Raw genomic sequence first — 24,454 nt, 5'->3', positions numbered from 1 at the left:
CCCCACGCCTGTCGCAGGGGCAGGACCGACCGGACACATTCCGTGACGGTGAAGCGGGGAATCTCCACCCGGGAGCGGTATCGGCAGGTGTCGTGACGGCCACGGATCGGTTGCGACAAGTGACCGGTGGCGTAGGAGAGTCGGGGGTGCGGAAGCATGCCGGGCATGGGACGGGAGAGGTACGTCGACTTCCTGCGGGCGTGGGCGATCCTGCTGGTGGTGCTCGGGCACTGGCTGATCACCGGGCTGGAGCGGCATCCGGACGGGACGATCGGCGCGCCGGAGCTGCTGGCGGCGGTCCCGTGGACGCGGTGGCTGACGCTGGGCTTCCAGATCATGCCGCTGTTCTTCCTCGCCGGAGGGCACGCGGCGGCGGGGTCCTGGGCGCGGGCGCGGGCCGGCGGGGGGACCGCCGCCGGATGGGTCGGGCGGCGGGCGGTACGGCTGCTGCTGCCGGCCGGTGTCTACAGCGGGCTCGTCCTGGTGGCCGTCGGGGTGTGCTCGGCGCTCGGCGTGGACCCGGTCACGCTGGCGCTGGTGGGGTGGGCGATGGCCATGCAGTTCTGGTTCCTGCCGGTCTACCTGCTGCTCAGCGCGCTGACCCCGGCACTGCACGCCCTGCACCGGCGGTGGCGGCTGCGCGCCCCGGCGGGGATGGCCGCCGCCGCCCTCCTCGTCGGCGTCCTGGACGTGGCGGCGGACGCGCCGTACATCGGGGCGCTCGACTACGTGCTCGTGTGGGGCGTGGTCTACCAGCTGGGCTTCTGCTGGCGGGACGGCCGGCTGGGCGGGCGACGGTCGCTGCCGCTCGCCCTCGCGGTGGGCGGTGGGGCCGGGTTCGCCGCGCTGGTGGGATTCGGGCCCTACCCGGTCAGCCTGATCCTGGTGACCGGCCAGGAGCCCAGCAACACGGACCCTCCGTCGGCGGCCATGCTGGCGTGGGCGGTGGCGCAGGTCGGGGCGTGTCTGCTCGTGGCGCCCGCGGTGCGGCGGCTGCTGGAGCGGGAGCGGGTGTGGCGCGCGGTGCGGGGTCTGGGGGCCGTCAGCATGACCCTCTACCTGTGGCACATGCTGCCGGTGCTCGTGGTCGCCGCGGCCTTCTACCTGACCGGCCTCGCCCCCGAGCCCGGCTACGGGTCGGCGGCCTGGTGGGGGATGCGGGTGCCGTGGCTGCTGGTGCTCGCGGTCGTCCTGGTGGGTGTCGTACGGGCGTTGCGGCCGCTGGAGCGGGCGTTGTCGGCATGGGCGGGGCGGGTGAGGGTCGAGGCCGGGCTGCGGGGAGCGCGGGCGTGGCGGATGTGGGCCGGTGTGGGGGTGAGCGCGGGAGCGCTGGCGTTCTTCGCCGGGCACGGGTTCACCGACGGCGGCCGGTTTCCCGTCGCGGCCGCGGTGGGGCTGGCGGTGGGGGCGGGGCTGCTGCTGTTCGGGGGACGGGCGGGCGGGGGCCCGCCGGCCTCTCCGGGGGACGCGGGTGGGGCAACCGCGGCCGAGGGGCCTGGAGACGGACGTCAGGTGGAGGAAGCCGCCTGAACTCGGCCGGCAGCCGACGCCATGGCCTGCCCCCGCTCACGCGGTCGGGCAAGGTCCGGCCGGTGTCTCGTCCGGGAGGACCGGGTCAAGAGGACCGGGTCAAGTTGACACCATCCACGCGCCGAGGTCAGGCCGAGCGCCTGCGGCCGGCCGTCTTCTTCTCCGCCGTCTTCCCCGCCGCAGCCTTCTCCGGCGCTGCCTTCGCCGCCGCCGTCTTGTCCGCCGCCGTCTTGTCCGCCGCCTTGTCCGCCGTCTTCTTCCCGGTGGTCTTCGCCGTCGTCTTCTTCGCGGCCGCGCCCCGGCCGGACGCCGTGCTCTTCGCGGTGCTCTTCGTCGCGCCCTTGGCCGTGCTCGCGGTGCTCTTGGCGGCCGTCGACTTCCTCGTCGAGGAGGAGGCGGTCTTCCTCGCGGTCGACGTCGACTTCTTGCCGCCCGTCTCCTTCGGTGCCGTACGGGCCGGCTGCCGCTGCGGTAGGCGTCTGACCTCCGCCTGCTCCGGTTCCGCCGTCGGCTCCGGTTGCGCCGCGGGCTCCTCGCCGCGCGACTCCTTCGCCGCCCGCACGCTCTTCTCCAGGGCCGCCATCAGGTCCAGCACCTTGCCGCCGGCCTCGGGCGCGGCGGTCTCCGGGGGCGTCTCGCCGGCCGCCTTCGCGGCGACGACCTCCTCCACGGCCTCGCGGTACTCGTCGTGCAGGTCGTCGAGGTCGACCTCGCCGAGGGTGTCCATCAGGGCGTCGGCGAGGTCGAGTTCCTTGTCGCGGACGCTGACGGAGGTGTCCGGGGCGACGCCCTCGGGGGCGCGCACCTCGTCCGGCCAGAGCAGGCCGTGCATCGCGATCGCGTCGCCGACCACGCGGAGCATGCCCAGCCGCTCCCGCCCACGCAGCGCGTACTTGGCGATGGCGACCTTGTTGCTGCGCTTCAGCGCCTCCCGCAACAGGGTGTACGGCTTCGCCGCCGGGGCGCCCCCCGCCTGGAGGTAGTACGCGGCGTCCATCTGGAGCGGGTCGATGCGGTCGGCCGGCACGAAGGCGACGATCTCGATCGTCTTCGCGGTGGGCAACGGCAGGTGGGACAGGTCCTCGTCGGTGATCGGGACGATCGTGCCGTCGGCGTCCTCGTACCCCTTGCCGATCTCCGCCTGGCTCACCTCGCGGTCCTCCAGCTCGCACACCTTGCGGTAGCGGATGCGGCCGCCGTCCTCGGTGTGGATCTGGCGGAAGGAGATGGAGTGGCTCTCGGTGGCGTTCACCAGCTTGATCGGGATGCTGACGAGGCCGAAGGAGATCGCACCGTTCCATATGGATCGCACGTGCGGCACCTTTCCCGGCATTCGGCGTTCGGCGTTCGGCGTTCGGCGTTCGGCATTCGGCGTTCGGCATTCGATGACGAATGCGATACGAGAGAAAATTTCCGGCGATTCGTGTGATTCTCATCGTATGACGCCGATTACCGAGGTGGAGGGGCGGCGGCTCGCGCTGAGCAATCTGGAGAAGGTGCTGTATCCGGCGACCGGCTTCACCAAGGGCGAGACGCTGCACTACTACGCGACGGTCGCGGACGCCCTGCTGCCCCATCTGCGGGACCGGCCGCTGTCCTTCCTGCGCTACCCGGACGGGCCGGACGGACAGCTCTTCTTCGCCAAGAACGTGCCGCCCGGCACGCCCGGGTGGGTGACCACCGCCGAGGTGCCGCGGGCGGACGGGCCCTCCCGGATGGTGCTCGTGCAGGACCTGGCCAGCCTGATGTGGGCGGCGAACCTGGTCACCGAGTTCCATACGCCCCAGTGGGTGATCCGGAACGCCGAGGAGGCCGACCGGCTCGTCCTCGACCTCGACCCCGGCGCGCCCGCGACCGTCGTCGAGTGCTGCGAGGTCGCGCTGTGGCTGCGGGAGCGGCTGGCGGCGGACGGGATCACCACGTACGCCAAGACCTCCGGGGCGAAGGGGCTGCACCTGCTGGCGGCGGTGCGCGGGGCGTCCTCCGAACGGGTCACGGACTACGCCAAACGGCTCGCGGTCGAGGCGGAGCGGACCATGCCCCGCCTGGTCGTCCACCGGATGACACGCAGCCTCCGCCCGGGCAAGGTCTTCGTCGACTGGAGCCAGAACGCGGCGCGCAAGACCACCGCCACGCCCTACACCCTGCGGGCCCGGCCGGAGCCCACGGTGTCGGCGCCCGTGACCTGGGAGGAGGTCGAGGAGTGCGGGGCGCCGGAGCGGTTGGCGTTCCGCGCGGAGGACGTGATCGCGCGCGTCCACGCCCACGGAGACCTGCTCGACCAGTTGTTCGACGACAGTGCAGCCGGCGAGGTGCCCTGAGCGTTCCGGTCAGCGGCCCCGGCCGGTACCGGCGAGGCACGCCCTCATGGCGGCGACCAGGCCGGCCATCACACCGGCGAAGCCGCCGCCCACCCCTCCCGGGAAAAGCCGCCCCACCCCCGCGGCCAAGCCGCCCACCAGACCGGCAGACCGGCAGACCGGGCGACCGAGGGACCGGGAGACCGGCGAAGCCGCCCACCCCTCCGGAGAAGCCCTCCCATCCCAGCGGCCAAGCCGCCCATCACACCGGCAGACCGGCGAAGCCGTCCCATCCCCACGGCCAAGCCGCCCATCACACCGGCCACGGTTCCCGGCACCTCCGTCAGCCGGCGGCGCTCCACGTCCCGCGGTCGCGGGCCATGGCGTGCAGACCCTCCACGTCGGCCGGCTTCAGTACGCCGCCCGCGCGCGCCAGCGCGGCCAGCTCCGTGTCCCGCAGGACGCGGACCTCGCGCGGCGGCGCGGTGATCCGGACGTCCGCCGGGGCCACCAGGGCGAGGACCGGACGGACCTCGGCGGTCAGGACGTAGGAGGCGCGGTCCGCGTCGGCGCGGACGCGGCGCAGCAGGGGGGACGGGTCGTGGCGGCCCAGGGCGACCTCCGGGTCGGCCACCAGGACCCGCTGCCGGCGGGCGTACAGCGCGTGGACGGCGAACAGGCCGCCGGGGCCGATGGCCAGGTGGTGGATGCGGTCGCCGCCGGGCAGCGGGAGGGAGTGCAGGGTGTGCCAGCCGGCGCCGTCGAGCCGGTCCAGGACCTCGCCGACGGCCTGCTCGGCCGCGAGCGCGCGGCGGCGCGGGTCGGGGCGCAGCCGGTGCGCGGGGCCGGGGTCGCGCTCCAGGGCGACCAGGAGGGCCTCGCCGGGGCGGTTGGGGGCCAGGTCGTCGTCCGGGTGGAGGGCGAGGCGGGCCAGCTCCGCGGGGGTGGGCACCGGGGGCGGGCCGACGGTGACGGGGCCGGTCAGGAAGGGGCCGAGGGCTTCCAGGACGTCGGCCCTGCGGTCGTCGGCGAGGACGTTGACCCGGCCGGCCTCCCGGTCGTACCAGGCGATGTTCCGGCCGTCGGTCAGGCAGACGTAGAGCCGTTCCTGGCCGTGGCGCCAGGTCGGTACGACGCGCAGTCCGGTCATGCACCATCACCCCTATGACCATGGGAACAGGTGGGGCGCTCCAGGGGCAAGAAGGCGGTTGCCCGGGGGGAGAGCTGGGAATGCCTCAGGGACGTGGTGGGGGAGGCGCCGTTGCGGACCCGCAGGAAGCAACCCGACGTACCGGCTCCGGACGCTCCGTGGAACGAGATCACGCCCGGTCTGTGGATGGGCGGCCATGAGTTCCGCGGTCGCACCGGGCAGCGGGAGTTCGCCGTCGTCCGGGACGAGTTCGATCTGGTCCAGACCCTGTTGCGGGTGCCGGGGCACGGGCCCGACCGGGGTGTCCGGCACCAGGTGTGGCCGATCCCCGACGGGCCGCTGGACGGCACCCAGCTCGCGGGCGTGATACGGCTGGCCCAGGCGGCGGGCGAGGCGCTCGACGAGGGGCGCACGGTCCTGGTCCGCTGCTGGCACGGCTACAACCGCTCGGGGCTGGTCGTCGCCCACACGCTGGTCCGCCGGGGCCTCTCGGCGGAGGAGGCGATCCGGCTGATCCGGTCGCGGCGCTCGCCCTGGGCCCTGCACAACGAGCTGTTCGTCGACTACCTGAGGGCGGGCCTGCCGACGGCCCGGCTGCTGGAGGAGCTGACCGAGTAATCGTTTCTCCCCGCACGCCCCCCGATGGCCCAGTGCGGCAGGCGCCCCGCACGCGTCGCACCTAACGTGGCGAACAGTCAGATCGGTTCCGTGTGCGCCCGCGTGGAGGTGACCATGCGCCCGGGCCCGCCGCCCGCACCCGCCCGGCCATGCCCGCCCACCCCCCGGAACCCGGGAGCCGCGCGGCACACTCACACCGAGACCCACACCAAGGCTCACAAGGAGCCTCATTTGGGTAGGTTCCGGACATGACGCGAGCCGGAGCCGAAGCCATCGCCAGGGCGGTCGAGACGCCGGCGCCCGCCGCGCGCCTCCCCCGGCGCCGCGGCATCGAACTCTCCCTCATCCTCCTGGCCGTCCTGCTGTCGGTGTACGGGTACTGCGCCGTCGGGATCGCCCGGAGCGGCACCGTCCCGCCCGGGGCCGCCGGCTACGGCGCCGGACTCGGCGTGCTCGCGCTCCTGGCGCACCTGGCGGTACGGCTGCGCGCCCCGTACGCCGACCCCCTGCTGCTGCCCATCGCGGTGCTGCTCAACGGGATCGGACTGGTGCTGATCTACCGGCTGGACCTGGAGACCCCCGACGACCGGGCGGCGCCCACCCAGCTGGTCTGGTCCGCGCTGGGCGTGTCCCTGTTCGCCTTCGTGGTGGCCGCGCTGCGCGACCACCGGCTGCTCCAGCGGTACGCGTACGTCAGCGTGGTCGGCGCGCTCGGCCTGCTGGCGCTGCCGATCCTCTTCCCGGCGGTCAACGGCGCCCGCATCTGGATCCGCGTCGCGGGCTTCTCCATCCAGCCGGGCGAGTTCGCGAAGGTGCTGCTCGCCGTGTTCTTCGCCGCGTACCTGGCGGCCAACCGCACGGCGCTGGCGCACGCGGGCCGGAAGATCTGGTGGATGCAGCTGCCCACCGGCCGCGTCCTCGGTCCGATCGTCGCGATCTGGCTGCTCAGCGTCGGTGTCCTGATCCTCGAACGCGACCTCGGCACCTCGCTGCTCTTCTTCGGCCTGTTCGTCGTCATGCTCTACGTCGCCACCGGCCGCACCGGCTGGATCACGGTCGGGCTGCTGCTGGCCTCGCTCGGCGCGGTCGCCGTCGGCCGGCTGGAGCCGCACGTGCACAGCCGGATCGAGGACTGGCTGCACCCGTTCGCGTCGATCGAGGCAGGCCAGGGCCCCAACCAGCTCGCCCAGTCGCTGTTCTCGTTCGCGGCCGGCGGCATGCTCGGCACCGGCCTGGGCCTCGGCCACTCCGTCCTGATCGGCTTCGCCACGAAGTCCGACTTCATCCTGGCGACGGCCGGCGAGGAACTGGGCCTGGCCGGCCTCTCCGCCCTCTTCCTCCTGTACGGCCTGCTGGTGGAGCGCGGCTACCGGGCCGGCCTCGCCCTGCGCGACCCCTTCGGCCGGCTCCTCGCGATCGGCCTCGCCTCGATCGTGGCGCTCCAGGTCTTCGTGATCGCCGGCGGGGTGACCGGGCTGATCCCGCTGACCGGCATGGCGATGCCGTTCCTGGCCCAGGGCGGCTCGTCGGTCGTCACCAACTGGGCGATCGTGGCGCTGCTGATCAGGGTCAGCGACTCGGCACGGCGGCAGTACGACGGACAGGCGGCACCGTGAGCCGCCACATCCGGCACGCCGCCGTCTTCTGCGTCCTGCTCCTGGTGGCCCTCCTCGTCAACGCGGCCCGCGTCCAGGTCGTCCGGTCCACCTCCTACGAGGACAACCCGGCCAACCGGCGCGCCTCCATCGCCCGTTACGGCCAGCCCCGCGGCGACATCCTGGTCGGCGGCGAGCCGGTCACCGGCTCCTGGGACACCGGGGAGCAGCTGCGGTACGAACGGACCTACACGAACGGGCCGTTGTGGGCGCCGGTGACCGGGTTCGCCTCGCAGGTGTACGGGACGACGTTCCTGGAGCACACCGAGGACGGCGTCCTCTCCGGCGCGGACCCGCTGCTGCGGCCGTTCCCGCTGTGGAACGACGTCACCCGGTCGCGGCCCGCCGGCGGGAACGTCGTGACGACCCTGAACGCGGGGGCGCAGCGGGCGGCGTACCAGGGGCTGGCCGGGCGCAAGGGCGCGGTGGCGGCGGTGGAGCCGGCGACGGGACGGATCCTGGCGCTGTTCTCGGCGCCGTCGTACGACCCGGCCGTGCTGTCGGGCAACGGGCCCGCGGTGGAACGGGAGTGGACGCGACTGAACGCCGACCCGGACCGGCCGATGCTGAACCGGGCGGTGCGGCAGACGTATCCGCCGGGGTCGACGTTCAAGGTGGTGACCGCGGCGGCGGCGCTGGACGCGGGTGTGATCCGGGACCTCGACGCGCCGACCGACTCCCCCGCCCCCTACACCCTGCCCGGGACGACGACCCGGCTGGCGAACGCGTCCAGAGGGTGCGAGGACGCCTCGCTGCGGGACGCGTTCATGTGGTCGTGCAACACGGTGTTCGCGAAGCTGGGCGTGGATGTGGGGGTGGCGAACATGGCGGCCACGGCGGAGGCGTTCGGGTTCGACGCGCCCGGGAGCACCTCCTCCGGGGGAGTGCGCATCCCGTTCTCCGTGGCGCCGAGCACGTTCGACACCTCGGTGGACCGGGCGCAGCTGGCGCTGTCCTCGATCGGGCAGTACAACACGCGGGCCACTCCGCTCCAGATGGCGATGGTCGCGGCGGCCGTCGCCAACGGGGGGCAGCTGCGGACGCCGTACCTGGTGGAACGGACCACCCGGCGGGGCGGGACGACGGTCGCCACGGCCGGGTCGCGCCCGGCCCGGCAGGTGATGTACCCGTCGACCGCGCGGCGGCTGCGGCAGCTGATGACGGACGTGGTGCGGGAGGGCACCGGCACGAACGCCGCGATCCCCGGGGCGACCGTCGGCGGCAAGACCGGCACCGCTCAGCACGGCATCGGCAACGCGGGCACGCCGTACGCCTGGTTCGTGTCCTGGGCGCAGGGCCACCGGGACCTGGAGCCGAAGGTGGCGGTCGCGGTGGTGGTGGAGGACTCGGCGGCGAACCGGCGGGACATCACCGGCGGCGGGCTGGCGGCGCCGATCGCGCGGGCGGTGATGGAGGCGGTGCTCACCTCGTGAGACGGGGGGTTCCGGACCGGACAGGTGCGTCCTACCGTTCGGTCATGACCGACGCCACCGCATTCGAACTCGCCCAAGTCAACCTCGCCCGGCTCAAGTTCCCGCTGGACTCCCCCGAACTGAAGGACTTCGTCGACGCCCTCGACCCCGTCAACGCCGACGCGGACGCGGCGGCCGGCTTCGTGTGGCGGCTCCAGTCGGACGAGGGCAACGCGACCGACATCGCGGTCTTCGGCGACGACTGGCTGATCGTCAACATGTCGGTGTGGCGGGACACGGACGCCCTGACCGCCTACATGTACCAGGGGCAGCACCGCGAGATGCTCTCCCGGCGGCGGGAGTGGTTCGAGCGGGTCCAGGAGGCGATGACGACCCTGTGGTGGGTCCCGGCCGGCCACCGCCCGACGGTCGCGGAGGCGGAGGCCCGCCTGCTGCACCTGCGCGCGCACGGCCCGACACCGTACGCCTTCACCCTGCGCACGTCGTTCCCGGCCCAGGGGGCGCGGCCGGTCGCGTTCGAGGTGCCGGAGGGGCTGGGCTGCTCGGCCCAGTAGTCCGCCCACCGGCGCCGGCGCCGGTGCCGCCCATCTGTGCCGGCGCCGGCACCGGTGCCGCTCAGCGGTACCGGCACCCGGCGCCTTCCCGGCGGTCATCGGCCGCGTGGGGCGACGCCCGTCGGATCCACCGGTTCGGGATAGCCGCCCGTTGCCGCGCGTTCGAACGGGGTAGACGACGGGTCAACAAGTCGTGCGCGGGGGATTGACGGTCTTGCTGACAAGCAGTCTCATAAGAGCCATGACGACCCTCACGGAAGCCGACGCGCTCGACGGGCTGCGCGATGCGCTCGGGCTGCTCAAGGACCGGGAGCAGGTGGCCGAGCGGCTCCTCGCCTCCTCCGCCAAGCACTCGTTCGACCCGGACAAGGAGCTGGACTGGGACGCGCCCTTCGAGGAGGGCAAGTGGTTCTGGCCGCCGGAGCTGGTGTCGCTGTACGACACGCCGATGTGGAAGCGGATGAGCGAGGAGCAGCGGATCCTGCTCTCCCAGCACGAGGCGGCCGCGCTCGCCTCGCTCGGCATCTGGTTCGAGATCATCCTGATGCAGCTGCTGTGCCGGCACATCTACGACAAGTCGGCCACGAGCGCGCACGTGCGGTACGCGCTCACCGAGATCGAGGACGAGTGCCGGCACTCGAAGATGTTCGCCCGGCTGATCGCGCAGGGCGGCACCCCCTGGTACCCGGTGAGCCGTGTCCACCAGAACCTCGGCCGCCTGTTCAAGACGATCTCCACCACGCCCGGGTCGTTCACCGCGACCCTGCTCGGCGAGGAGGTCCTCGACTGGATGCAGCGGCTGACCTTCCCCGACGAGCGGGTCCAGACCCTGATCCGGGGCGTCACCCGCATCCACGTGGTGGAGGAGGCCCGGCACGTGCGGTACGCCCGTGAGGAGCTGCGCCGCCAGATGATGACCGCGCCCAGGTGGTCCCAGGAGTTCACGCGCGTGACCTCCGGGGAGTTCGCCCGCGTGTTCTCCGTCGCCTTCGTCAACCCCGAGGTCTACACCAACGTCGGCCTGGACAAGCGGGTGGCGATGGCCCAGGTCAAGGCCAGCGGCCACCGCCGCGAGGTGATGCAGAACGGGGCGAGGAAGCTGACCGACTTCCTGGACGACATCGGCGTGCTGCGCGGCGTGGGACGGCAGCTGTGGCGGTCGTCCGGACTGCTGGCCTGACCTCGCCTTCATGGCCACCTGGCCGGGCGCCCGGCGGGGGCGGGCGATTACGCTGCACGTCATGACCCCCGCCGCCCCCGCCTACCGCAGGCTCAGCGTCGAGGAGCGCCGCAGTCAGCTGCTCGACGCCGCGCTCTCCCTCTTCGCGCACCGCGCCCCCGAGGACGTCTCCCTGGACGACGTGGCGGAGGCGGCCGGAGTCTCCCGGCCCCTGGTGTACCGGTACTTCCCCGGCGGCAAGCAGCAGCTCTACGAGGCCGCGCTGCGGTCCGCCGCCGAAGTGCTCCAGCACTGCTTCGACGAACCCCAGGACGGCCCCCTCCTCCCCCGCCTCGCCCGCGCCCTGGACCGCTACCTCACCTTCGTCGACCAGCACGACGCCGGCTTCAGCGCCCTCCTCCAGGGCGGCAGCGTCGTCGAGACCTCCCGTACGACCGCCCTGGTGGACGGCGTGCGGCGGGCCGCGGCCGAGCACATCTACAACCACCTCGGGGTGGCCGCCCCCGGCCCCCGGCTGCGGATGACCGTCCGGATGTGGATCACCGCCGTCGAGGCGGCCTCGCTCATCTGGCTCGACGAGGACAAGCAGCCGCCCGCCGAGGAGTTGCGGGACTGGCTGGTGGAGCAGTTCGTGGCCGTCCTGACGGTGACCGCGGCCCGGGACGCGCAGACCGCCGACGTGGTGCACGGTGCGCTCGCGGCGGGGACCTGATCGACACTGGTGCCGTGAAACGCGAAGACACCCCCTTCGAGGGCGGGCCCATGGACGGCCGCGTCCTCCCCGTGCTGCTGGGCCTCACCGGGCAGCCGCCGAAGACGTACCGCATCCCCGTCCCCGACGCTGCGGGCGGTCCGCCGACCGTCCTCGTCTACCGGCGGGTGCCCCGCGGGCACGGCGGCCGGCTCGGGCTGCCGCGCGGCTGGAAGTACGAGTACGACCCCGAGGGACGGGCGGGCGGCCGGCCGAGGTGGCCGTGGTCCAAGCCCGACACCGCCCCGGACGGCAAGCGGGGTGACGCCGACGGGTGAACCCGTTGGGCCGAACCGCGCAGGCCTGCCACGCGACCCGCCCGCGCACCCCTGATGCTCGCCCTGCGGGGTGGAGGGGCCGCCCCGCGGCGGAGGTGATGACGTGTCAGGAAGGATGTCCCGTCTGGCGGGAACGGTCTGCACGGCGGCACTGGCCGCGCAGACCCTGCTGATCCCCGAGGCCGCCACGGCCGTTCCCCGGCCCCCGGAGCCCGCCGAGCGGTCGGTGGCCGGTCTGCTGACGGACCTTCAGCGGCTGTACCGGGAGGCCGAGCAGGCCACCGAGGCCTACAACGCCACCGAGGAGAAACTGAAGGAACGGCGCGCCGAGGCCGACCGGCTCCGCGACGAACTGGCGAGGACCCGTCTGTCGCTGCTGGACAGCCGGGGCGCCGCCGGACGCCTGGCCCGGCAGCAGTACCAGAACACCACCGACATCTCCCCCTACGTACGGCTGCTGCTGGCCCGCGATCCGCAGCACGCCCTCGACCAGGGGCATGTGATCGGCCAGTTGGCGCGGGAGCGGGCCGAGACGGTGGGGCGGCTGGAGGGCAGCGAACGCAAGGCCGACGGACTGGCCCGCCGGGCGCGCGCGGCCCTCGACGCCCAGCTCACCCTCACCGAACGCCGGAAGAAGGAACGCGACGACGTGCGCCGCCGCCTGGACGCCGTGGAGAAGCTGCTCGCCTCCCTCACCGCCGGCCAGCTCACCGCCCTCGCCGAGCTGGAGCGCGACGGCGTCGCCAAGGCCCAGGAGACGCTCATGGCGTCGGGCGCGCTGAGCGACGACCGCAACCCCTCGGAGGAGGGCGGCCGCGCGGTGCGCTACGCCGTGCGGCAGCTCGGCAAGCCGTACGAGTGGGGCGCGGAGGGCCCGGCGTCCTACGACTGCTCGGGCCTGACGTCCGAGGCGTGGCGGGCCGCCGGGGCACCGATCCCCCGCACCAGCCAGGAGCAGTGGGCACGGCTGCCCAGGGTCCCGCTGGACGAGCTGCGCCCCGGCGACCTGGTGATCTACTTCCCCGAGGCCACGCACGTGGCGATGTACCTGGGCAAGGGCCGCGTGGTCCAGGCCCCGCGCCCCGGCGGCCACGTCAAGGTCTCCCCCCTCGCCGCCGCCCCGGTCCTGGGAGCAGTACGCCCCGACGCCCGCCCGGGGGCCGGACAACCCGACGCCCACCCGGAGACGGGGTCCGCCCCACCCGACACCCCACCGGCAACGTCAGCGGTGCCACCCGACGGCCGCTCGGAGCCAGAGCCCACACCACCCGACGACCGCCCGGAGACAGAGCCCACACCATCCGGAGGCCGACCGGAGACAGAGCCCACACCTCCCGACGGCCGACCGGAGGCCGGTCCCGTGCACCCCGGTGTCCGACCGGACACCGGGGCCGCCGCACGGCCCGACGGCCGACCGCCGATCCCGGCCGTCGGTCGCGACGGCCGACCGGAGGCGCTGTGACCCGACGGCCGCGGGCGGTGGCGGAGCTCCCCGCCGCCCTGGCGACGCGGGTGCGCGGACCGGGCCGGGGGGCGGCTGTCGACCGGCCCGGCGGCCGAGCAGCTGAGCAGCTGAGCGGCTGAGTGCAGCCGACATGCCGCCCTACGGCCGGAGACCCCGTCACCCGACGGTCGACGGTGATGGCGGAACTCCACGCCGCCCTGGCGACGCGGGCGCGCGGACCGGGCCGGGGGGCGGCTGTCGACCGGCCCGGCGGCCGAGCAGCTGAGCAGCCGAGCAGCCGAGCAGCCAAGTGCAGCCGACATGCCGCCCTACGGCCGGAGACCCCGTCACCCGACGGTCGACGGTGATGGCGAAGCTCCCCGCCGCCCTGGCGACGCGGGCGCGCGGACCGGGCCGGGGGGCGGCTGTCGACCGGCCCGGCGGCCGAGCGGCTGAGCAGCTGAGTGCAGCCGACATGCCGCCCTACGGCCGGAGACCCCGTCACCCGACGGTCGACGGTGATGGCGAAGCTCCACGCCGCCCTGGCGACGCGGGCGCGCGGACCGGGCCGGGGGCGGCTGTCGACCGACCCGGCGGCCGAGCAGCCGAGCAGCCGAGCAGCCAAGTGCAGCCGACATGCCGTCCTACGGCCGGAGACCCCGTCACCCGACGGTCGACGGTGGCGGCGGAGCTCTCCGGTCGCCCTCGCGACACGGTTTTGCACGCCAGGCCGGGGCGGCAGTCGACCGGCCGACGGCCGAGCAGCCAAGTGCAGCTGAGATGCCGCCCGACGGTCGGAGGGGGTGGCGGAACCCCCCGCCGCCCTGGCGGCAGGGGTTCGGCATGCCGGCCTAGCAGGGGTGGTCGACGACCGGGCCCAGCGGCCGCCCCGGGACGGCGGCCGAACGGCGGCAGTGGTCGAACGGCCCTGCGACCGACGACCGGGGTCGGCGGCCGAGGTCGGCGGGTCGGCGGCGGGGCCGGAGGGTCCGGCGGACGTCCGGCGGGTCGGTCGGCCCGCCGGGCCGGGACGGGCCGTCGGGCCGGGGCGGGCCGGCGCAGGCTTACGCGCCCGCTGCGCCCGAGACCTCCATCAGGTAGGCCTCGGTCTTCTTCGGGTCGTAGAAGAAGTTCTCGAAGTCCGCCGGGTTGTTGAACCCGTTGGCGAATCGATTCGCCACGGGCTGGAGCTGACCGGCCGCGCCGATGAGGTTGAGGATGTGCTCCGGCGGCGGGGCCAGCATCGCGTTGGTCCACTTGGTGACGTGCTGGGCGGTCTCCCAGTACCGGTCGAACGTCGCCTGCATCCACTCCTCGTCGAACTCCTTCTCGCCCCGCTCGAGGATCGAGGCGAGATAGGCGGCCGCGCACTTGGACGCCGAGTTGGAGCCCTGCCCGGTGATCGGGTCGTTGGCGACGACCACGTCGGCGACACCGAGCACCAGGCCGCCGCCGGGGAGGCGGCCGATCGGGTTGCGGACCGTGGGCGCGTACCGGCCGGCGAGGGTGCCGCCGGCGTCGGTCAGTTCGACCTCGGTGGCCCGCGCGTACTCCCAGGGCGTGAACTTCTCCATGAGTTCCAGGGTCAGGGAGAGGTGCTCCGCCGGGTCCTTGACGCCCTTGAAGACGTCGAGCGGACCGCCGGGTATGCCCTCCCAGAACAGGATGTCCGCGCGGCCGGAGAGGGTCAGCGTCGGCATGATGAACAGCTCGCCGACGCCGGGCACCAGGTTGCAGCGGACCGCGTCGAACTCCGGGTGCTCCGGGCGCGGGCCCAGACCGTGGACGTAGGACACCGCGAGGGCCCGCTGCGGCTCGCTGTAGGGGGAGCGGGACGCGTCGCGGCCGAACATCTGCACGAGTTCGCCCTTGCCCGCGGAGACCAGCACGAGGTCGTAGGCCCGGGCGAAGTAGTCGAGGTCGGAGACCGCCGCGCCGTGGATCACCAGCTGGCCGCCGCGCTGGGCGAACGTCTCCATCCAGCCGGCCATCTTCACCCGCTGGTCGACCGACTGGGCGTACCCGTCGAGCTTGCCGACCCAGTCGATCACGCGCTGGGTCGGGCCCGGGTCGTGCGAGCCGGGGGCCGCCACCGAGACGCCGGCACCCTCGATCCTCGGGGCCTGGGACTCCCAGAAGTTCAGCTGGAGGTCGCGCTCGTGCTGGAGGGCGGTGTGGAACATGCACTGCGTCGACATCACCCGGCCGGACCGGATCTCGTCCGCCGTCCGGTTGGACATCAGGGTGACCTCGTACCCGTGCGACTGGAGGCCGAGGGCGAGCTGAAGACCGGACTGACCGGCTCCGACGACGAGTATCTTCCGCATGCGGGGGTGTCTCCTAGGTGGCCCGGGGGGGCCTTACTCGGGGGTTTCGTCGAGCGCGTGGCCGACGAGGGCCAGGAGGGTCTCGATCACCGAGATCCGGCGGCGCGCATCCATGATCATTACAGGTATGTGCGGCGGAATCGTCAATGCCTCCCGCACGTCCTCCGGGTCGAACCGCTCGCTGTGGTCGAAGTGGTTGACGGCGACGACGTACGGCAGTCCGCAGCTCTCGAAGTAGTCCAGGGCCGGGAAGCAGTCCTTCAGACGGCGGGTGTCGGCGAGGACGACGGCGCCGATCGCACCGCGCACCAGGTCGTCCCACATGAACCAGAACCGCTGCTGGCCCGGCGTACCGAAGAGGTACAGCACCAGGTCGTCGTCGAGCGTGATGCGGCCGTAGTCCATGGCCACCGTGGTGGTGACCTTCTCGGGGGTGCCCGTGAGGTCGTCGGTGGCCTCGCTGGCCTCGGTCATCAGCGCCTCCGTCTGGAGGGGCTCGATCTCCGAGACGGTGCCGACCAAGGTGGTCTTACCGGCACCGAAGCCGCCGGCCACCACGATCTTCGTGGCGATGGGGGGCCGGGTGCGGTCCGTCTGCCAGGGCTGCAACGGCTCGTCGGGCGCGGGCTCGACGAACGGGGAGACGCCACGAGCGGCGTCAGAGACGACGGAGTCCACTCAGCACCCTTTCCAGCAGAGCGCGGTCGGGACGGCCCGTACCGTGACCGGTCCCGGTGCCGTACACACGGATCTTTCCCTGGTCCGCGAGGTCGCTGAGGAGCACGCGGACCACGCCGAGCGGCATCTTCAGCAGCGCGGCGATCTCCGCCACCGTACGCATACGGCGGCACAGTTCGACAATGGCCCTCAGCTCCGGCATCACCCGGGTGGTCAGGGAACCGTTCGTCAGCTCCCTGCGCTCCTCGGGCGCCTCGAGTTCGGCCGTGGTGGCCACGAACGTCTCGACGAGGAGGACGTGGCCGAAGCGGGTACGGCCGCCGGTGAGCGAGTAGGGGCGTACCCGGGCGGGCTTGCGGTCGCCGCCGCGGACCGGGAGCGCGGCGGCCTTCTTCGGAGAGCTGCTCATCGGGTGCTCCCCGCCGTCGTGGACTCCAGGGACTGCCGTAGCTCGCTGCGCAGCTCCGGGGTCAGCACATGTCCGGCGCGGCCCACGAAGAGGGCCATGTGGTACGCCACCACGCTCATGTCGCAGTCGGCGGAGCCGTGGACACCGAGCAGCGAGCCGTCGCTGATCGACATCACGAAGAGGCTGCCCTCCTCCATGGCGACCATGGTGTGCTTCACCGAGCCGGAGTCCATGAGCTTGGCGGCCCCGATGGTGAGGCTGCCGATGCCGGAGACGATGGTGGCGAGGTCGGCGGCGGACCCGCGCGGACCGGCGGGTTTCGCCTCCTGCACCTGACGGGCCGCGTCGTTGCGCCCGGGGTCCGAGGAGAGCAGGAGCAGGCCGTCGGAGGAGACGACCGCGACGGACTGGATCCCTGGCACTTCCTCCACGAGGTTGGTCAACAGCCAGTGCAGGTTTCGGGCTTCACTGCTCAGTCCGAAGGTACTGGGCGCGGTCAACTGCTTGCCTCCTCGACTGTGCCCCCCGTGTCTTCTTCGGCGTGTGCGTGTGCTGCTTGAGGTGACGGTGCCGCGTTCCGCCCCGTCTCTTCGGCGATCTCCGCCTCGACGTCGCGGTAGCCGGCCTCCGCCCCCCGACGGAAACCGCCCAGCCGGCGGCGGAGGGCGTCGGCGTCGACAGAGCCGGTCCGCTGGCGTGGGGCCGTGGTGGGTGCGGTGATCCTGGGAGTGCGCTTGGGCAGGCCCTTGTCGGTGAGGAGTTCCTCCGGGGCGTCGGGGGTGCGGGTGTGTTCCGCCTCCGCCTCCGCCGCGGTCTCGGCCTCGCCCTGGTCGGGCCTGACTCCGTCCGTGCCGTCCCCGCCGTGCGCGCCGCCGCCGTCGCCGGGGGCGGGCCGTCCCTGTGAGGCGTCCTGGCCCGGGACGGGTGACCCCTGGGGGGCGTCCGCGCCGTCGGTGGCCCCGGGTCGCGGGGTGGCCGGTGCGGCGGGTCCCTGTTCCTCCGGCGTGCCGTCCGCTTCCCCGGGCGGGTCCGGCAGCAGGAGTTCCATCGTGGTCTCGGACCGGGAGTGCGGTTCCGGCGTGGTCCGCGCGTCGGTGCGGGACTCGGCCGGGGACTGCGCCGGCCGGGCCGGGGGCTGTGCGGGGGCCTGGTCGCCGGTGGGCGACTCGGCCGGGGCCGGGGACCGGTCCGGGGCCTGGTCGCGGGTGGGCGACTCGGCCTCGCGGACCGCCTTCTCGGCCAGGGCGACCAGGGGGTCGCCGCTGTCGCCGGTCTCCTTGGAGCGGCCCGGCAGGACGTTGGAGTTGGCCTCGGCGTCCGCGCCGGGCAGGGAGAACGACTGGCCCGCGGAGGGCGCCGGTGAGGACGCCGGGACCGCGGTGGCCGGCGCGGTGGCCAACAGCGGCGTCGGGACGACGACGACCGCGGCGACACCGCCCTTCTTCTGCTCGCGCAGCTGCACCCGCACCCCGTGCCGGTGGGCGAGGCGGGCCACGACGTAGAGGCCGAGGCCGAGTCCCTCCTCGCCCTCCTGGTCGTAGGGGGTCTCCGGGTCGAACTCGGTGAGGCGGCTGTTGAGGCGGGTCAGGCGCTCCTCGGTCATGCCGATGCCCTCGTCCTGGACGGAGAGCATGACCTCGCCGTTCTCCAGGAGCCAGCCGGAGACCTCGACGGGCAGGTCCGGCGGGGTGAACGAGGTGGCGTTCTCCATGAGTTCGGCGAGCAGGTGGCTGAGGTCGTCGGCGGCGAAGCCGGCCACGTGCGCGTGCGGCGGGAGCGCGGAGATGCGGACGCGTTCGTAGCGTTCGATCTCGCTGACCGCGGCGCGGACCACGTCCACCAGCGGGATCGGTCCGGCGTGCTGCTGGACGTGCTCGGTGCCCGCCAGCACCAGCAGGTTCTCGCTGTGCCGGCGCATGACCGTGGCGAAGTGGTCGAGCTTGAACAGGGTGGCCAGGCGGTCGGGGTCCTGCTCGCGCTCCTCCAGGCCCTCGATGACGGCGAGCTGGCGCTCGACCAGGCCCAGGGTGCGCAGGGAGAGGTTGACGAAGGTGCCGCTGATGCTGGACCGCAGCCGCTCCAGGCGGGCGGCGGCGTCGGCGAGTTCGGCGCGCAGTCCCTCGCGGGCGTCGGCCATCTTCTGGCGCTGGCCGACGAGGTGCTTGCGGTCGGACTCCAGGGTGGTGACGCGCTCGTGGAGGGCGACGGCGTGCTCGTGCAGGGCGTTGACGGAGCGGACGACCTGGGCGAACTCGTCGTTGCGGCCGGTGAACCGCAGCGGCTCCTCGGCCGCCGGGTCCTCGGCGTCGGCCAGCCGCTTCGAGCCGAGGCGCAGCACGGCCAGCGGGCGGGTGAGGCTGCGGGCGAGGGCGGTGGCGATGCCTATGGCGACCAGTATCAGGGCGCCGAGCAGGGCGATGCGGATCTCCAGCGCGGTGACGTCGTCGTCGCGCAGCTGGGCGAGGTCCTTGGTGCGGCGGTCGTAGAGCGACGACTCGGCGCCGCGCATCAGGTCGACCCGGGCGGAGAGCGCGGCGTCCAGCTTCTTGACGCTGGTGTCGAGCTCGTCGTCGCTGAGTTCCGGCTGGTCGGTGAGGGCCGCCAGGTACTTCTCGGCGGCCTCCACGTCACCGCCGGTGACGGTGGAGTCGTAGGAGTCGACGGCCGGCTGCGGGGCGTTCTCCCGGAAGGCCGTCAGGGCCGCGTCGGAGCGCAGCCGGGCCTGCTGGGCGGCGGCCGTGAGGGCGTCCCGCCGCTTGGCGTCGCCGCCGGAGGAGACCGTCTCGGTGGACGACACGCCCGTGACGGGGTCGTAGACGCTCTCGGTGGACGTCGGCACGTTCAGCGCGGCGAGCAGCAGCCCGCGGGCCGCGTCGGCCTGCTGGACGGCGGTGTCGAGGTCGGCGAGGGCGTGGGCGCCGGAGCCCGCGCGGGGCGGCATCTGCTCCGCGAGCCGCTCGGCCAGACCGTGCAGCGCGGTGATGGCGGCGGAGTACGCCTGGTGCGCCTCGAGCGCCGTGCTCTTGCCGGTGAGGGCCGTCTGCCGGACGGAGGCGAGTCCGGCGAGCTCCGCACGGAGCCCGGCGGGCGTGTCGGCGTCGGCGGTCAGCTCCCGCACCTGCCGGTCCACGCGGGTACTGCTCTGCGTCGAGGGCGCCGAGGCCTTGGTACGGCCGGCCGCGACGTAGACCGTGACCTCGTCCCGCTCGTCGGCGATCGACTGCGCGAGGACCAGCGCGTCCTGGGTCCGCTCCGCGAGGGTCACCAGATCCTGCGCGTCCTTCAACTGCCCGGAGGCGTCGAGGACGGAGGGGGCTCCGGCGCCCGCGACGGCGGCGGCCACCACGGCCACCGCGACGATCAGCCGGTTGCGTACGTGGGTCGGGCGGCCCTTTCCGACAGGGGTGCGCTCCGCGCCCCCCTCGGAGGCCGTCTTGCTGCCTGTGCGCCGAGGCCGCGTCTTCTGCACCGGTGCTCGCATTCCTGACTCGTGTTACCCATGGGCCGGATGACGCTCCGTCAACGGGTGCGTACGTCCGGTACGGTCCCCGACCCTCCCAGTGCCGGTGGGCAGGGGTCGCGCATCGACTGCCCCGCCACCCGAAGGAGTGAACATCGGAGGGGAGTTGAGGGGCAAGTCACTCAGGCACCCGCGAGGCCCTTGCGCGGGGCGCCGGTTGGACGTGGGCGGCGGGCTTTGGCAATATTCGCCGCCACGCCTTCCCGGAGTGCGTTATTCCCGCCCAAAACAGGCGCCTGACCTGCGACGGTGCGCCCGCCCGGGGAGTGTTGCCAGCCTTTCGCGAAGGGTGTGAAGGGGTCGTGCAGACTGGCGGGATGCGCACGGAACTTGTGTCGGAGCCCGGTGATCGGGCCTACCCCAACGAGGACTTCGCGAGCGTCGGACTTCCCGCCTCCGGTCAGGGCGGTTCACTCGTCCTGCTGGACGGCGTGACGCCGCCCCGGAGCGGCACGGGCTGTCTCCATTCGGTCCCCTGGTACACGGCGCGTCTGGGCGGCGCCCTGACCGAACTGACCGTTTCACTCCCGGATGTTCCCCTGGCCGAGGCACTCTCCCTCGCCCTGACGCGTACCGCCGACGCCCACTCGGGCACCTGTGACCTTTCTCACCCGCGTACGCCCCAGGCGACGGTGGTTCTCGCCCGCTGGTCCCCGGACGCGGTGGAGTACCTGGTCCTGTCGGACTCGGCGCTCCTGCTGGCCTCGCCCGACGGCACGGTCACCCCCGTCCTGGACGACCGCCTGGCGCTCGTCCCGCCGGCGCTGCTGGCGAGCGCGGAGATCTGCGACACGCGGGTCCGCAACAAGGAGGGCGGCTTCTTCACCGCCGCCGCGGACCCGGCGGTGGCGGCCCGCGCGGTCACCGGCGCCGTCCCGCGCTCCGAGGTGGCCGCCCTGGCGGCCCTCAGCGACGGGGTGACGCGGTGGGTGGACACCTTCCGGGAGGGCGACTGGAGGGACCTGTTCGGCCACGTCCGCAAGGACGGCCCTCGCGCGCTGGTGGAACGGGTGCGGGAGCTGGAGCGGGCGGACACCGGGCGGACGTTCCTGGGCCGCGCCAAACGGCACGACGACGCGACGGCGGTCTTCGTGGAGCTGTGAGGCGGGGGCTGGGCCTTGCCTGGCCATGGCCCGGGCCCGGCCTGGACCTGGCCCAGGCCTGGCCTGGGCCGCGCACGGGTTCGGGCCTGCTTGGGCCGGCTCGGCCGTGCGCCGGTTCAGGCGGGCCGGCCCGTGCGCCGGTTCAGGCCTGCTTGGCCATGCCCTGGTTCAGCTCGTGGAGCAGGCGGGCCAGCTCCGCCACCTCACCGCGGTCCCAGTGGGCGAGCTGGCTGACGTACCGCGCCCGGCGGGCCTCGCGGACCCGGCCGACCCGGGTGCGGCCCTCCTCGGTCAGGTCGACGAGCCAGGCGCGCCCGTCCGCCGGGTCCGGCGCGCGAGCGATCAGGCCGAGCTGTTCCAGCGCGCGCAGCTGGCGGGACATGGTGGCCTTGCCGACGCCGATGTAGGCGGCGAGCTCGGTCGCCCGCTGCCGCCCGCACTCCTCCAGCCGGACGAGCAGGCCGTACGCCGCGGACTCCAGGTCCGGGTGCACCTCGCGGGCCATCTCGCCCTGGTTGGCCCGGGCGCGGCGCAGCAGCACCGTCAGCTCCCGCTCCAGGGACAGGAACTCCTGGTCCACACCTCTTCGCGACACCTCGGATGCGCCCCCGCGTCCGTCGCCGTTTCCGTCCTCGTGCACGTCAGCGCTCCTGATCCGGTTCCGTGCCGATTCTACGTGCGTAGCCGCACCCCGGGCCGAGGGCGGCCGTGGCATGCAGCTGCCCCGCGACTCCCTGGCGCCGTGACGCCGTGACGCCGTGGCCCGGTGACTCCGCGACTCCGCGACTCCGTGGCTCGCTGACTCCGTGACTCCGTGACGCCGTGACTCGGTGACTCCGTGGCCCGGCGACTCCGCGACGCCGTGGCCTGGCGACTCCGCGACGCCGTGGCCTGGCGACTCCGCGACGCCGTGGCCTGGCGACTCCGCGACGCCGCGACTCCGTGGCCCGGTGGCGGCCGGGCGGGCGAAGGCCCGGGCCTCCCTCACGGGACCCGGGCCTATCCCCTCCGGACGCGTCCGTCACGCCGCGACCGGAACCTCCGGCGTCGCTCCGCTGGTCGCGGGGGCGAGCGCCAGCTCCAGGACCTGGCGGACGTCGGTGACGGCGTGGACGTCCAGCTTGTCCAGGACCTCCGCCGGGACGTCGTCCAGGTCGGGTTCGTTGCGCTTGGGGATGATCACGGTGGTCACCCCGGCGCGGTGCGCGGCGAGCAGCTTCTGCTTCACGCCGCCGATCGGCAGGACCCGCCCGGTCAGCGAGACCTCGCCGGTCATCGCCACGTCCGTACGGACCAGCCGTCCGGACAGCAGGGACGCGAGGGCCGTCGTCATCGTGATGCCCGCGCTCGGGCCGTCCTTGGGGACCGCGCCCGCCGGGAAGTGGATGTGCACGCCCCGGTCCTTCAGGTCGGCGACCGGCAGTTCGAGCTCGGCGCCGTGGCTGCGCAGGAAGCTCAGCGCGATCTGCGCCGACTCCTTCATCACGTCGCCCAGCTGACCGGTCAGGGTCAGGCCCGCCGCGCCCGTCTCCGGGTCGGCCAGCGACGCCTCGACGTACAGCACGTCGCCGCCCGCGCCCGTGACCGCGAGACCCGTCGCCACGCCGGGCACCGAGGTGCGCCGCTCGGCCGGGTCCTGGGCGGACTCGGGCACGTGGTGCGGCCGGCCGATCAGACCGCGCAGGTCCGCCTCGGTGACGGTGAACGGCAGCTCCCGCTCGCCCAGTTCGTGCTGCGCGGCGATCTTGCGCAGCAGCCGGGCGACGGACCGCTCCAGGGTGCGCACGCCGGCCTCGCGCGTGTACTCGCCGGCCAGCTTGCGCAGGGCGCTCTCGTCGAGGGTCACCTCGTCCTTGTCCAGGCCCGCCCGCTCCAGCTGGCGCGGGAGCAGGTGGTCACGGGCGATGACGACCTTCTCGTCCTCGGTGTAGCCGTCGAGGCGGACCAGCTCCATACGGTCGAGCAGGGCCTCGGGGATGGCCTCCAGGACGTTGGCGGTGGCGAGGAAGACGACGTCCGACAGGTCGAGCTCGACCTCCAGGTAGTGGTCGCGGAAGGTGTGGTTCTGCGCCGGGTCCAGCACCTCCAGCAGGGCCGCCGCCGGGTCGCCGCGGAAGTCGGACCCGACCTTGTCGATCTCGTCGAGCAGGACGACCGGGTTCATCGAACCGGCCTCCTTGATCGCGCGGACGATCCGGCCGGGCAGCGCGCCGACGTACGTACGCCGGTGACCGCGGATCTCCGCCTCGTCCCGGACACCGCCGAGGGCGACGCGGACGAAGGCGCGGCCCATGGCGTGCGCGACCGACTCGCCGAGCGAGGTCTTGCCGACGCCGGGCGGGCCGACCAGGGCCAGCACGGCACCGCCGCGCCGTCCGCCGACCACGCCCAGGCCCCGGTCGCTGCGGCGCTTGCGCACCGCCAGGTACTCGGTGATCCGCTCCTTCACGTCCTCCAGGCCCGCGTGCTCGGCGTCGAGGACCGCCTTGGCGCCCTGGATGTCGTAGGCGTCCTCGGTGCGTTCGTTCCACGGCAGTTCGAGGACGGTGTCGAGCCAGGTGCGGATCCAGGAGCCCTCGGGCGACTGCTCGCTCGCCCGCTCCAGCTTGTCGACCTCCTTGAGGGCGGCCTCGCGGACCTTCTCCGGCAGGTCGGCGGCCTCGACCCGGGTGCGGTAGTCGTCGGACTCCTCGCCCTCGCTCTCGCCGTTGAGCTCGCGCAGTTCCTTGCGGACGGCCTCCAGCTGACGGCGCAGCAGGAACTCGCGCTGCTGCTTGTCGACGCCCTCCTGGACGTCCTTGGCGATGGTCTCGGCGACGTCCTGCTCGGCGAGGTGGTCGCGCAGCTGCTGGGTGGCGAGCTTCAGACGGGCCACCGGGTCGGCCGTCTCCAGGAGCTCGACCTTCTGCTCGGTGGTCAGGAAGGGCGAGTAGCCGGAGTTGTCGGCGAGCGCGGAGACGTCGTCGATGGCCTGGACGCGGTCGACGACCTGCCAGGCGCCGCGCTTGCGCAGCCAGGCGGTGGCCAGCGCCTTGTACTCCTTGACCAGTTCGGCGACCTGGCCGGGCAGGGGCTCGGGCACCTTCTCGTCGAGCCGCGTGCCCTCGACCCACAGGGCAGCGCCGGGGCCGGTGGTGCCGGCGCCGATCCGGACGCGGCCGCGGCCGCGGATCAGCGCGCCCGGGTCGCCGTCGGCCAGCCGGCCGACCTGCTCGACGGTGCCGAGCACGCCGGTGCTCGCGTACGTGCCGTCGATGCGCGGCACCAGGAGCACCCTGGGCTTCCCGGGTTCCGAGCGGGCGGCGGCCTGGGCCGCTTCCACCGCGGCGCGCACATCGGCGTCGTTGAGGTCCAGCGGTACCACCATCCCGGGCAGCACGACCTCGTCGTCGAGCGGCAGTACGGGCAGGGTGAGCGGTGTGAACGCTGCGGACTCAGCAGCCATGATCTCCCCTTCGGCAGTCAAGTTGAGTTATGCCGACTCAATGCACGGGCGGCCGCGAATGTTCCCGCGGGGTCGTTCG

20 protein-coding genes are annotated in these 24,454 nt (G+C 73.5%); 11 read left to right on the top strand and 9 right to left on the bottom strand.

What is annotated here, in order from left to right; translation table 11 throughout:
• Window positions 1-165: 165 nt before the first annotated feature.
• Complete coding sequence (locus ACFYWQ_RS09055; RefSeq protein WP_389514178.1) at window positions 166-1,530, top strand: acyltransferase; 1,365 nt, start codon at window positions 166-168, stop codon at window positions 1,528-1,530.
• A 127-nt stretch (window positions 1,531-1,657) separates the two neighbouring features.
• On the opposite strand, the gene ACFYWQ_RS09050 is transcribed toward ACFYWQ_RS09055, so the two are convergent.
• Window positions 1,658-2,863, bottom strand: a complete 1,206-nt coding sequence (locus ACFYWQ_RS09050; RefSeq protein WP_389514176.1) for a Ku protein — start codon at window positions 2,861-2,863, stop codon at window positions 1,658-1,660.
• A gap of 106 nt (window positions 2,864-2,969) precedes the next feature.
• Between ACFYWQ_RS09050 and ligD the strand changes: the two genes are divergently transcribed.
• The gene (gene ligD, locus ACFYWQ_RS09045; RefSeq protein ID WP_389514175.1) at window positions 2,970-3,851 is read left to right on the top strand and encodes a non-homologous end-joining DNA ligase; all 882 of its coding nucleotides are present in this window, start codon (window positions 2,970-2,972) and stop codon (window positions 3,849-3,851) included.
• A gap of 322 nt (window positions 3,852-4,173) precedes the next feature.
• Here the strand turns inward: ligD and ACFYWQ_RS09040 are convergent, their stop codons facing one another.
• A complete protein-coding gene (locus ACFYWQ_RS09040; protein ID WP_389514173.1) occupies window positions 4,174-4,980 on the bottom strand; it encodes a nuclease-related domain-containing protein in 807 nt (268 codons plus the stop codon).
• Window positions 4,981-5,091: 111 nt separating this feature from the next.
• On the opposite strand from ACFYWQ_RS09040, the gene ACFYWQ_RS09035 reads away from it, so the two are divergent.
• From ACFYWQ_RS09035 to ACFYWQ_RS09000, 8 genes are all read left to right on the top strand, one after another.
• Entirely contained in the window at window positions 5,092-5,598 is a 507-nt protein-coding gene (locus ACFYWQ_RS09035; RefSeq protein ID WP_389514432.1) for a dual specificity protein phosphatase family protein, read from the top strand.
• A gap of 248 nt (window positions 5,599-5,846) precedes the next feature.
• On the top strand, window positions 5,847-7,214 hold the full coding sequence (locus ACFYWQ_RS09030; protein WP_389514172.1) for an FtsW/RodA/SpoVE family cell cycle protein: 1,368 nt from the start codon (window positions 5,847-5,849) through the stop codon (window positions 7,212-7,214).
• The gene (locus ACFYWQ_RS09025; protein ID WP_389514171.1) at window positions 7,211-8,686 is read left to right on the top strand and encodes a peptidoglycan D,D-transpeptidase FtsI family protein; all 1,476 of its coding nucleotides are present in this window, start codon (window positions 7,211-7,213) and stop codon (window positions 8,684-8,686) included. The genes ACFYWQ_RS09030 and ACFYWQ_RS09025 overlap by 4 nt, the downstream gene beginning before the upstream one ends.
• Before the next feature lie 44 nt (window positions 8,687-8,730).
• Window positions 8,731-9,240: a DUF3291 domain-containing protein gene (locus tag ACFYWQ_RS09020; RefSeq protein WP_389514169.1), complete on the top strand. Its 510-nt coding sequence runs from the start codon at window positions 8,731-8,733 to the stop codon at window positions 9,238-9,240.
• Window positions 9,241-9,481: 241 nt separating this feature from the next.
• Complete coding sequence (locus ACFYWQ_RS09015; RefSeq protein WP_389514167.1) at window positions 9,482-10,420, top strand: diiron oxygenase; 939 nt, start codon at window positions 9,482-9,484, stop codon at window positions 10,418-10,420.
• A gap of 61 nt (window positions 10,421-10,481) precedes the next feature.
• A complete protein-coding gene (locus tag ACFYWQ_RS09010) occupies window positions 10,482-11,132 on the top strand; it encodes a TetR/AcrR family transcriptional regulator (protein WP_389514165.1) in 651 nt (216 codons plus the stop codon).
• 14 nt (window positions 11,133-11,146) lie between these two features.
• A complete protein-coding gene (locus tag ACFYWQ_RS09005) occupies window positions 11,147-11,449 on the top strand; it encodes a hypothetical protein (RefSeq protein WP_389514164.1) in 303 nt (100 codons plus the stop codon).
• 103 nt (window positions 11,450-11,552) lie between these two features.
• Window positions 11,553-12,911 carry an NlpC/P60 family protein gene (locus ACFYWQ_RS09000; protein WP_389514162.1) on the top strand — a complete coding sequence of 453 codons (1,359 nt, stop codon included), beginning with the start codon at window positions 11,553-11,555 and terminating at the stop codon, window positions 12,909-12,911.
• Window positions 12,912-13,957: 1,046 nt separating this feature from the next.
• Here the strand turns inward: ACFYWQ_RS09000 and ACFYWQ_RS08995 are convergent.
• The 5 genes from ACFYWQ_RS08995 to ACFYWQ_RS08975 are packed head-to-tail and all read right to left on the bottom strand — an operon-like array spanning window position 13,958 to window position 19,776.
• On the bottom strand, window positions 13,958-15,220 hold the full coding sequence (locus ACFYWQ_RS08995; RefSeq protein WP_389514160.1) for a styrene monooxygenase/indole monooxygenase family protein: 1,263 nt from the start codon (window positions 15,218-15,220) through the stop codon (window positions 13,958-13,960).
• 33 nt (window positions 15,221-15,253) lie between these two features.
• Entirely contained in the window at window positions 15,254-15,898 is a 645-nt protein-coding gene (locus tag ACFYWQ_RS08990) for an ATP/GTP-binding protein (RefSeq protein WP_389514159.1), read from the bottom strand.
• Window positions 15,879-16,307, bottom strand: a complete 429-nt coding sequence (locus ACFYWQ_RS08985) for a DUF742 domain-containing protein (protein WP_389514157.1) — start codon at window positions 16,305-16,307, stop codon at window positions 15,879-15,881. Before ACFYWQ_RS08985 ends, ACFYWQ_RS08990 begins: the two co-directional genes overlap by 20 nt.
• Entirely contained in the window at window positions 16,304-16,807 is a 504-nt protein-coding gene (locus ACFYWQ_RS08980) for a roadblock/LC7 domain-containing protein (RefSeq protein WP_389514155.1), read from the bottom strand. The genes ACFYWQ_RS08985 and ACFYWQ_RS08980 overlap by 4 nt, the downstream gene beginning before the upstream one ends.
• Entirely contained in the window at window positions 16,804-19,776 is a 2,973-nt protein-coding gene (locus ACFYWQ_RS08975; RefSeq protein ID WP_389514153.1) for a nitrate- and nitrite sensing domain-containing protein, read from the bottom strand. The genes ACFYWQ_RS08980 and ACFYWQ_RS08975 overlap by 4 nt, the downstream gene beginning before the upstream one ends.
• Before the next feature lie 368 nt (window positions 19,777-20,144).
• On the opposite strand from ACFYWQ_RS08975, the gene ACFYWQ_RS08970 reads away from it, so the two are divergent.
• On the top strand, window positions 20,145-20,930 hold the full coding sequence (locus tag ACFYWQ_RS08970) for a hypothetical protein (RefSeq protein ID WP_389514151.1): 786 nt from the start codon (window positions 20,145-20,147) through the stop codon (window positions 20,928-20,930).
• Between the two features lie 142 nt (window positions 20,931-21,072).
• On the opposite strand, the gene ACFYWQ_RS08965 is transcribed toward ACFYWQ_RS08970, so the two are convergent.
• Window positions 21,073-21,570 carry a MarR family winged helix-turn-helix transcriptional regulator gene (locus tag ACFYWQ_RS08965; protein WP_385061764.1) on the bottom strand — a complete coding sequence of 166 codons (498 nt, stop codon included), beginning with the start codon at window positions 21,568-21,570 and terminating at the stop codon, window positions 21,073-21,075.
• Between the two features lie 381 nt (window positions 21,571-21,951).
• Window positions 21,952-24,375 carry an endopeptidase La gene (lon, locus tag ACFYWQ_RS08960; protein ID WP_389514148.1) on the bottom strand — a complete coding sequence of 808 codons (2,424 nt, stop codon included), beginning with the start codon at window positions 24,373-24,375 and terminating at the stop codon, window positions 21,952-21,954.
• Window positions 24,376-24,454: the final 79 nt, after the last annotated feature.

The sequence above is a fragment of the Streptomyces sp. NPDC003247 genome (genome assembly GCF_042888135.1).
Lineage (GTDB): Bacteria > Actinomycetota > Actinomycetes > Streptomycetales > Streptomycetaceae > Streptomyces.
Note: the sequence above shows the minus strand (reverse complement) of the source record. Positions and strands in the feature narration are given on the sequence as shown.

Coding starts and splice junctions, on each gene's coding strand:
- ACFYWQ_RS09050 (WP_389514176.1), bottom strand. CDS start 2,863: ATGCCGGGAAAGGTGCCGCACGTGCGATCCATATGGAACGGTGCGATC.
- ACFYWQ_RS09015 (WP_389514167.1), top strand. CDS start 9,482: ATGACGACCCTCACGGAAGCCGACGCGCTCGACGGGCTGCGCGATGCG.
- ACFYWQ_RS08995 (WP_389514160.1), bottom strand. CDS start 15,220: ATGCGGAAGATACTCGTCGTCGGAGCCGGTCAGTCCGGTCTTCAGCTC.
- ACFYWQ_RS09040 (WP_389514173.1), bottom strand. CDS start 4,980: ATGACCGGACTGCGCGTCGTACCGACCTGGCGCCACGGCCAGGAACGG.
- ACFYWQ_RS09055 (WP_389514178.1), top strand. CDS start 166: ATGGGACGGGAGAGGTACGTCGACTTCCTGCGGGCGTGGGCGATCCTG.
- ACFYWQ_RS09010 (WP_389514165.1), top strand. CDS start 10,482: ATGACCCCCGCCGCCCCCGCCTACCGCAGGCTCAGCGTCGAGGAGCGC.
- ACFYWQ_RS09030 (WP_389514172.1), top strand. CDS start 5,847: ATGACGCGAGCCGGAGCCGAAGCCATCGCCAGGGCGGTCGAGACGCCG.
- ACFYWQ_RS09020 (WP_389514169.1), top strand. CDS start 8,731: ATGACCGACGCCACCGCATTCGAACTCGCCCAAGTCAACCTCGCCCGG.
- ligD (WP_389514175.1), top strand. CDS start 2,970: ATGACGCCGATTACCGAGGTGGAGGGGCGGCGGCTCGCGCTGAGCAAT.
- ACFYWQ_RS08985 (WP_389514157.1), bottom strand. CDS start 16,307: ATGAGCAGCTCTCCGAAGAAGGCCGCCGCGCTCCCGGTCCGCGGCGGC.
- ACFYWQ_RS08970 (WP_389514151.1), top strand. CDS start 20,145: ATGCGCACGGAACTTGTGTCGGAGCCCGGTGATCGGGCCTACCCCAAC.
- lon (WP_389514148.1), bottom strand. CDS start 24,375: ATGGCTGCTGAGTCCGCAGCGTTCACACCGCTCACCCTGCCCGTACTG.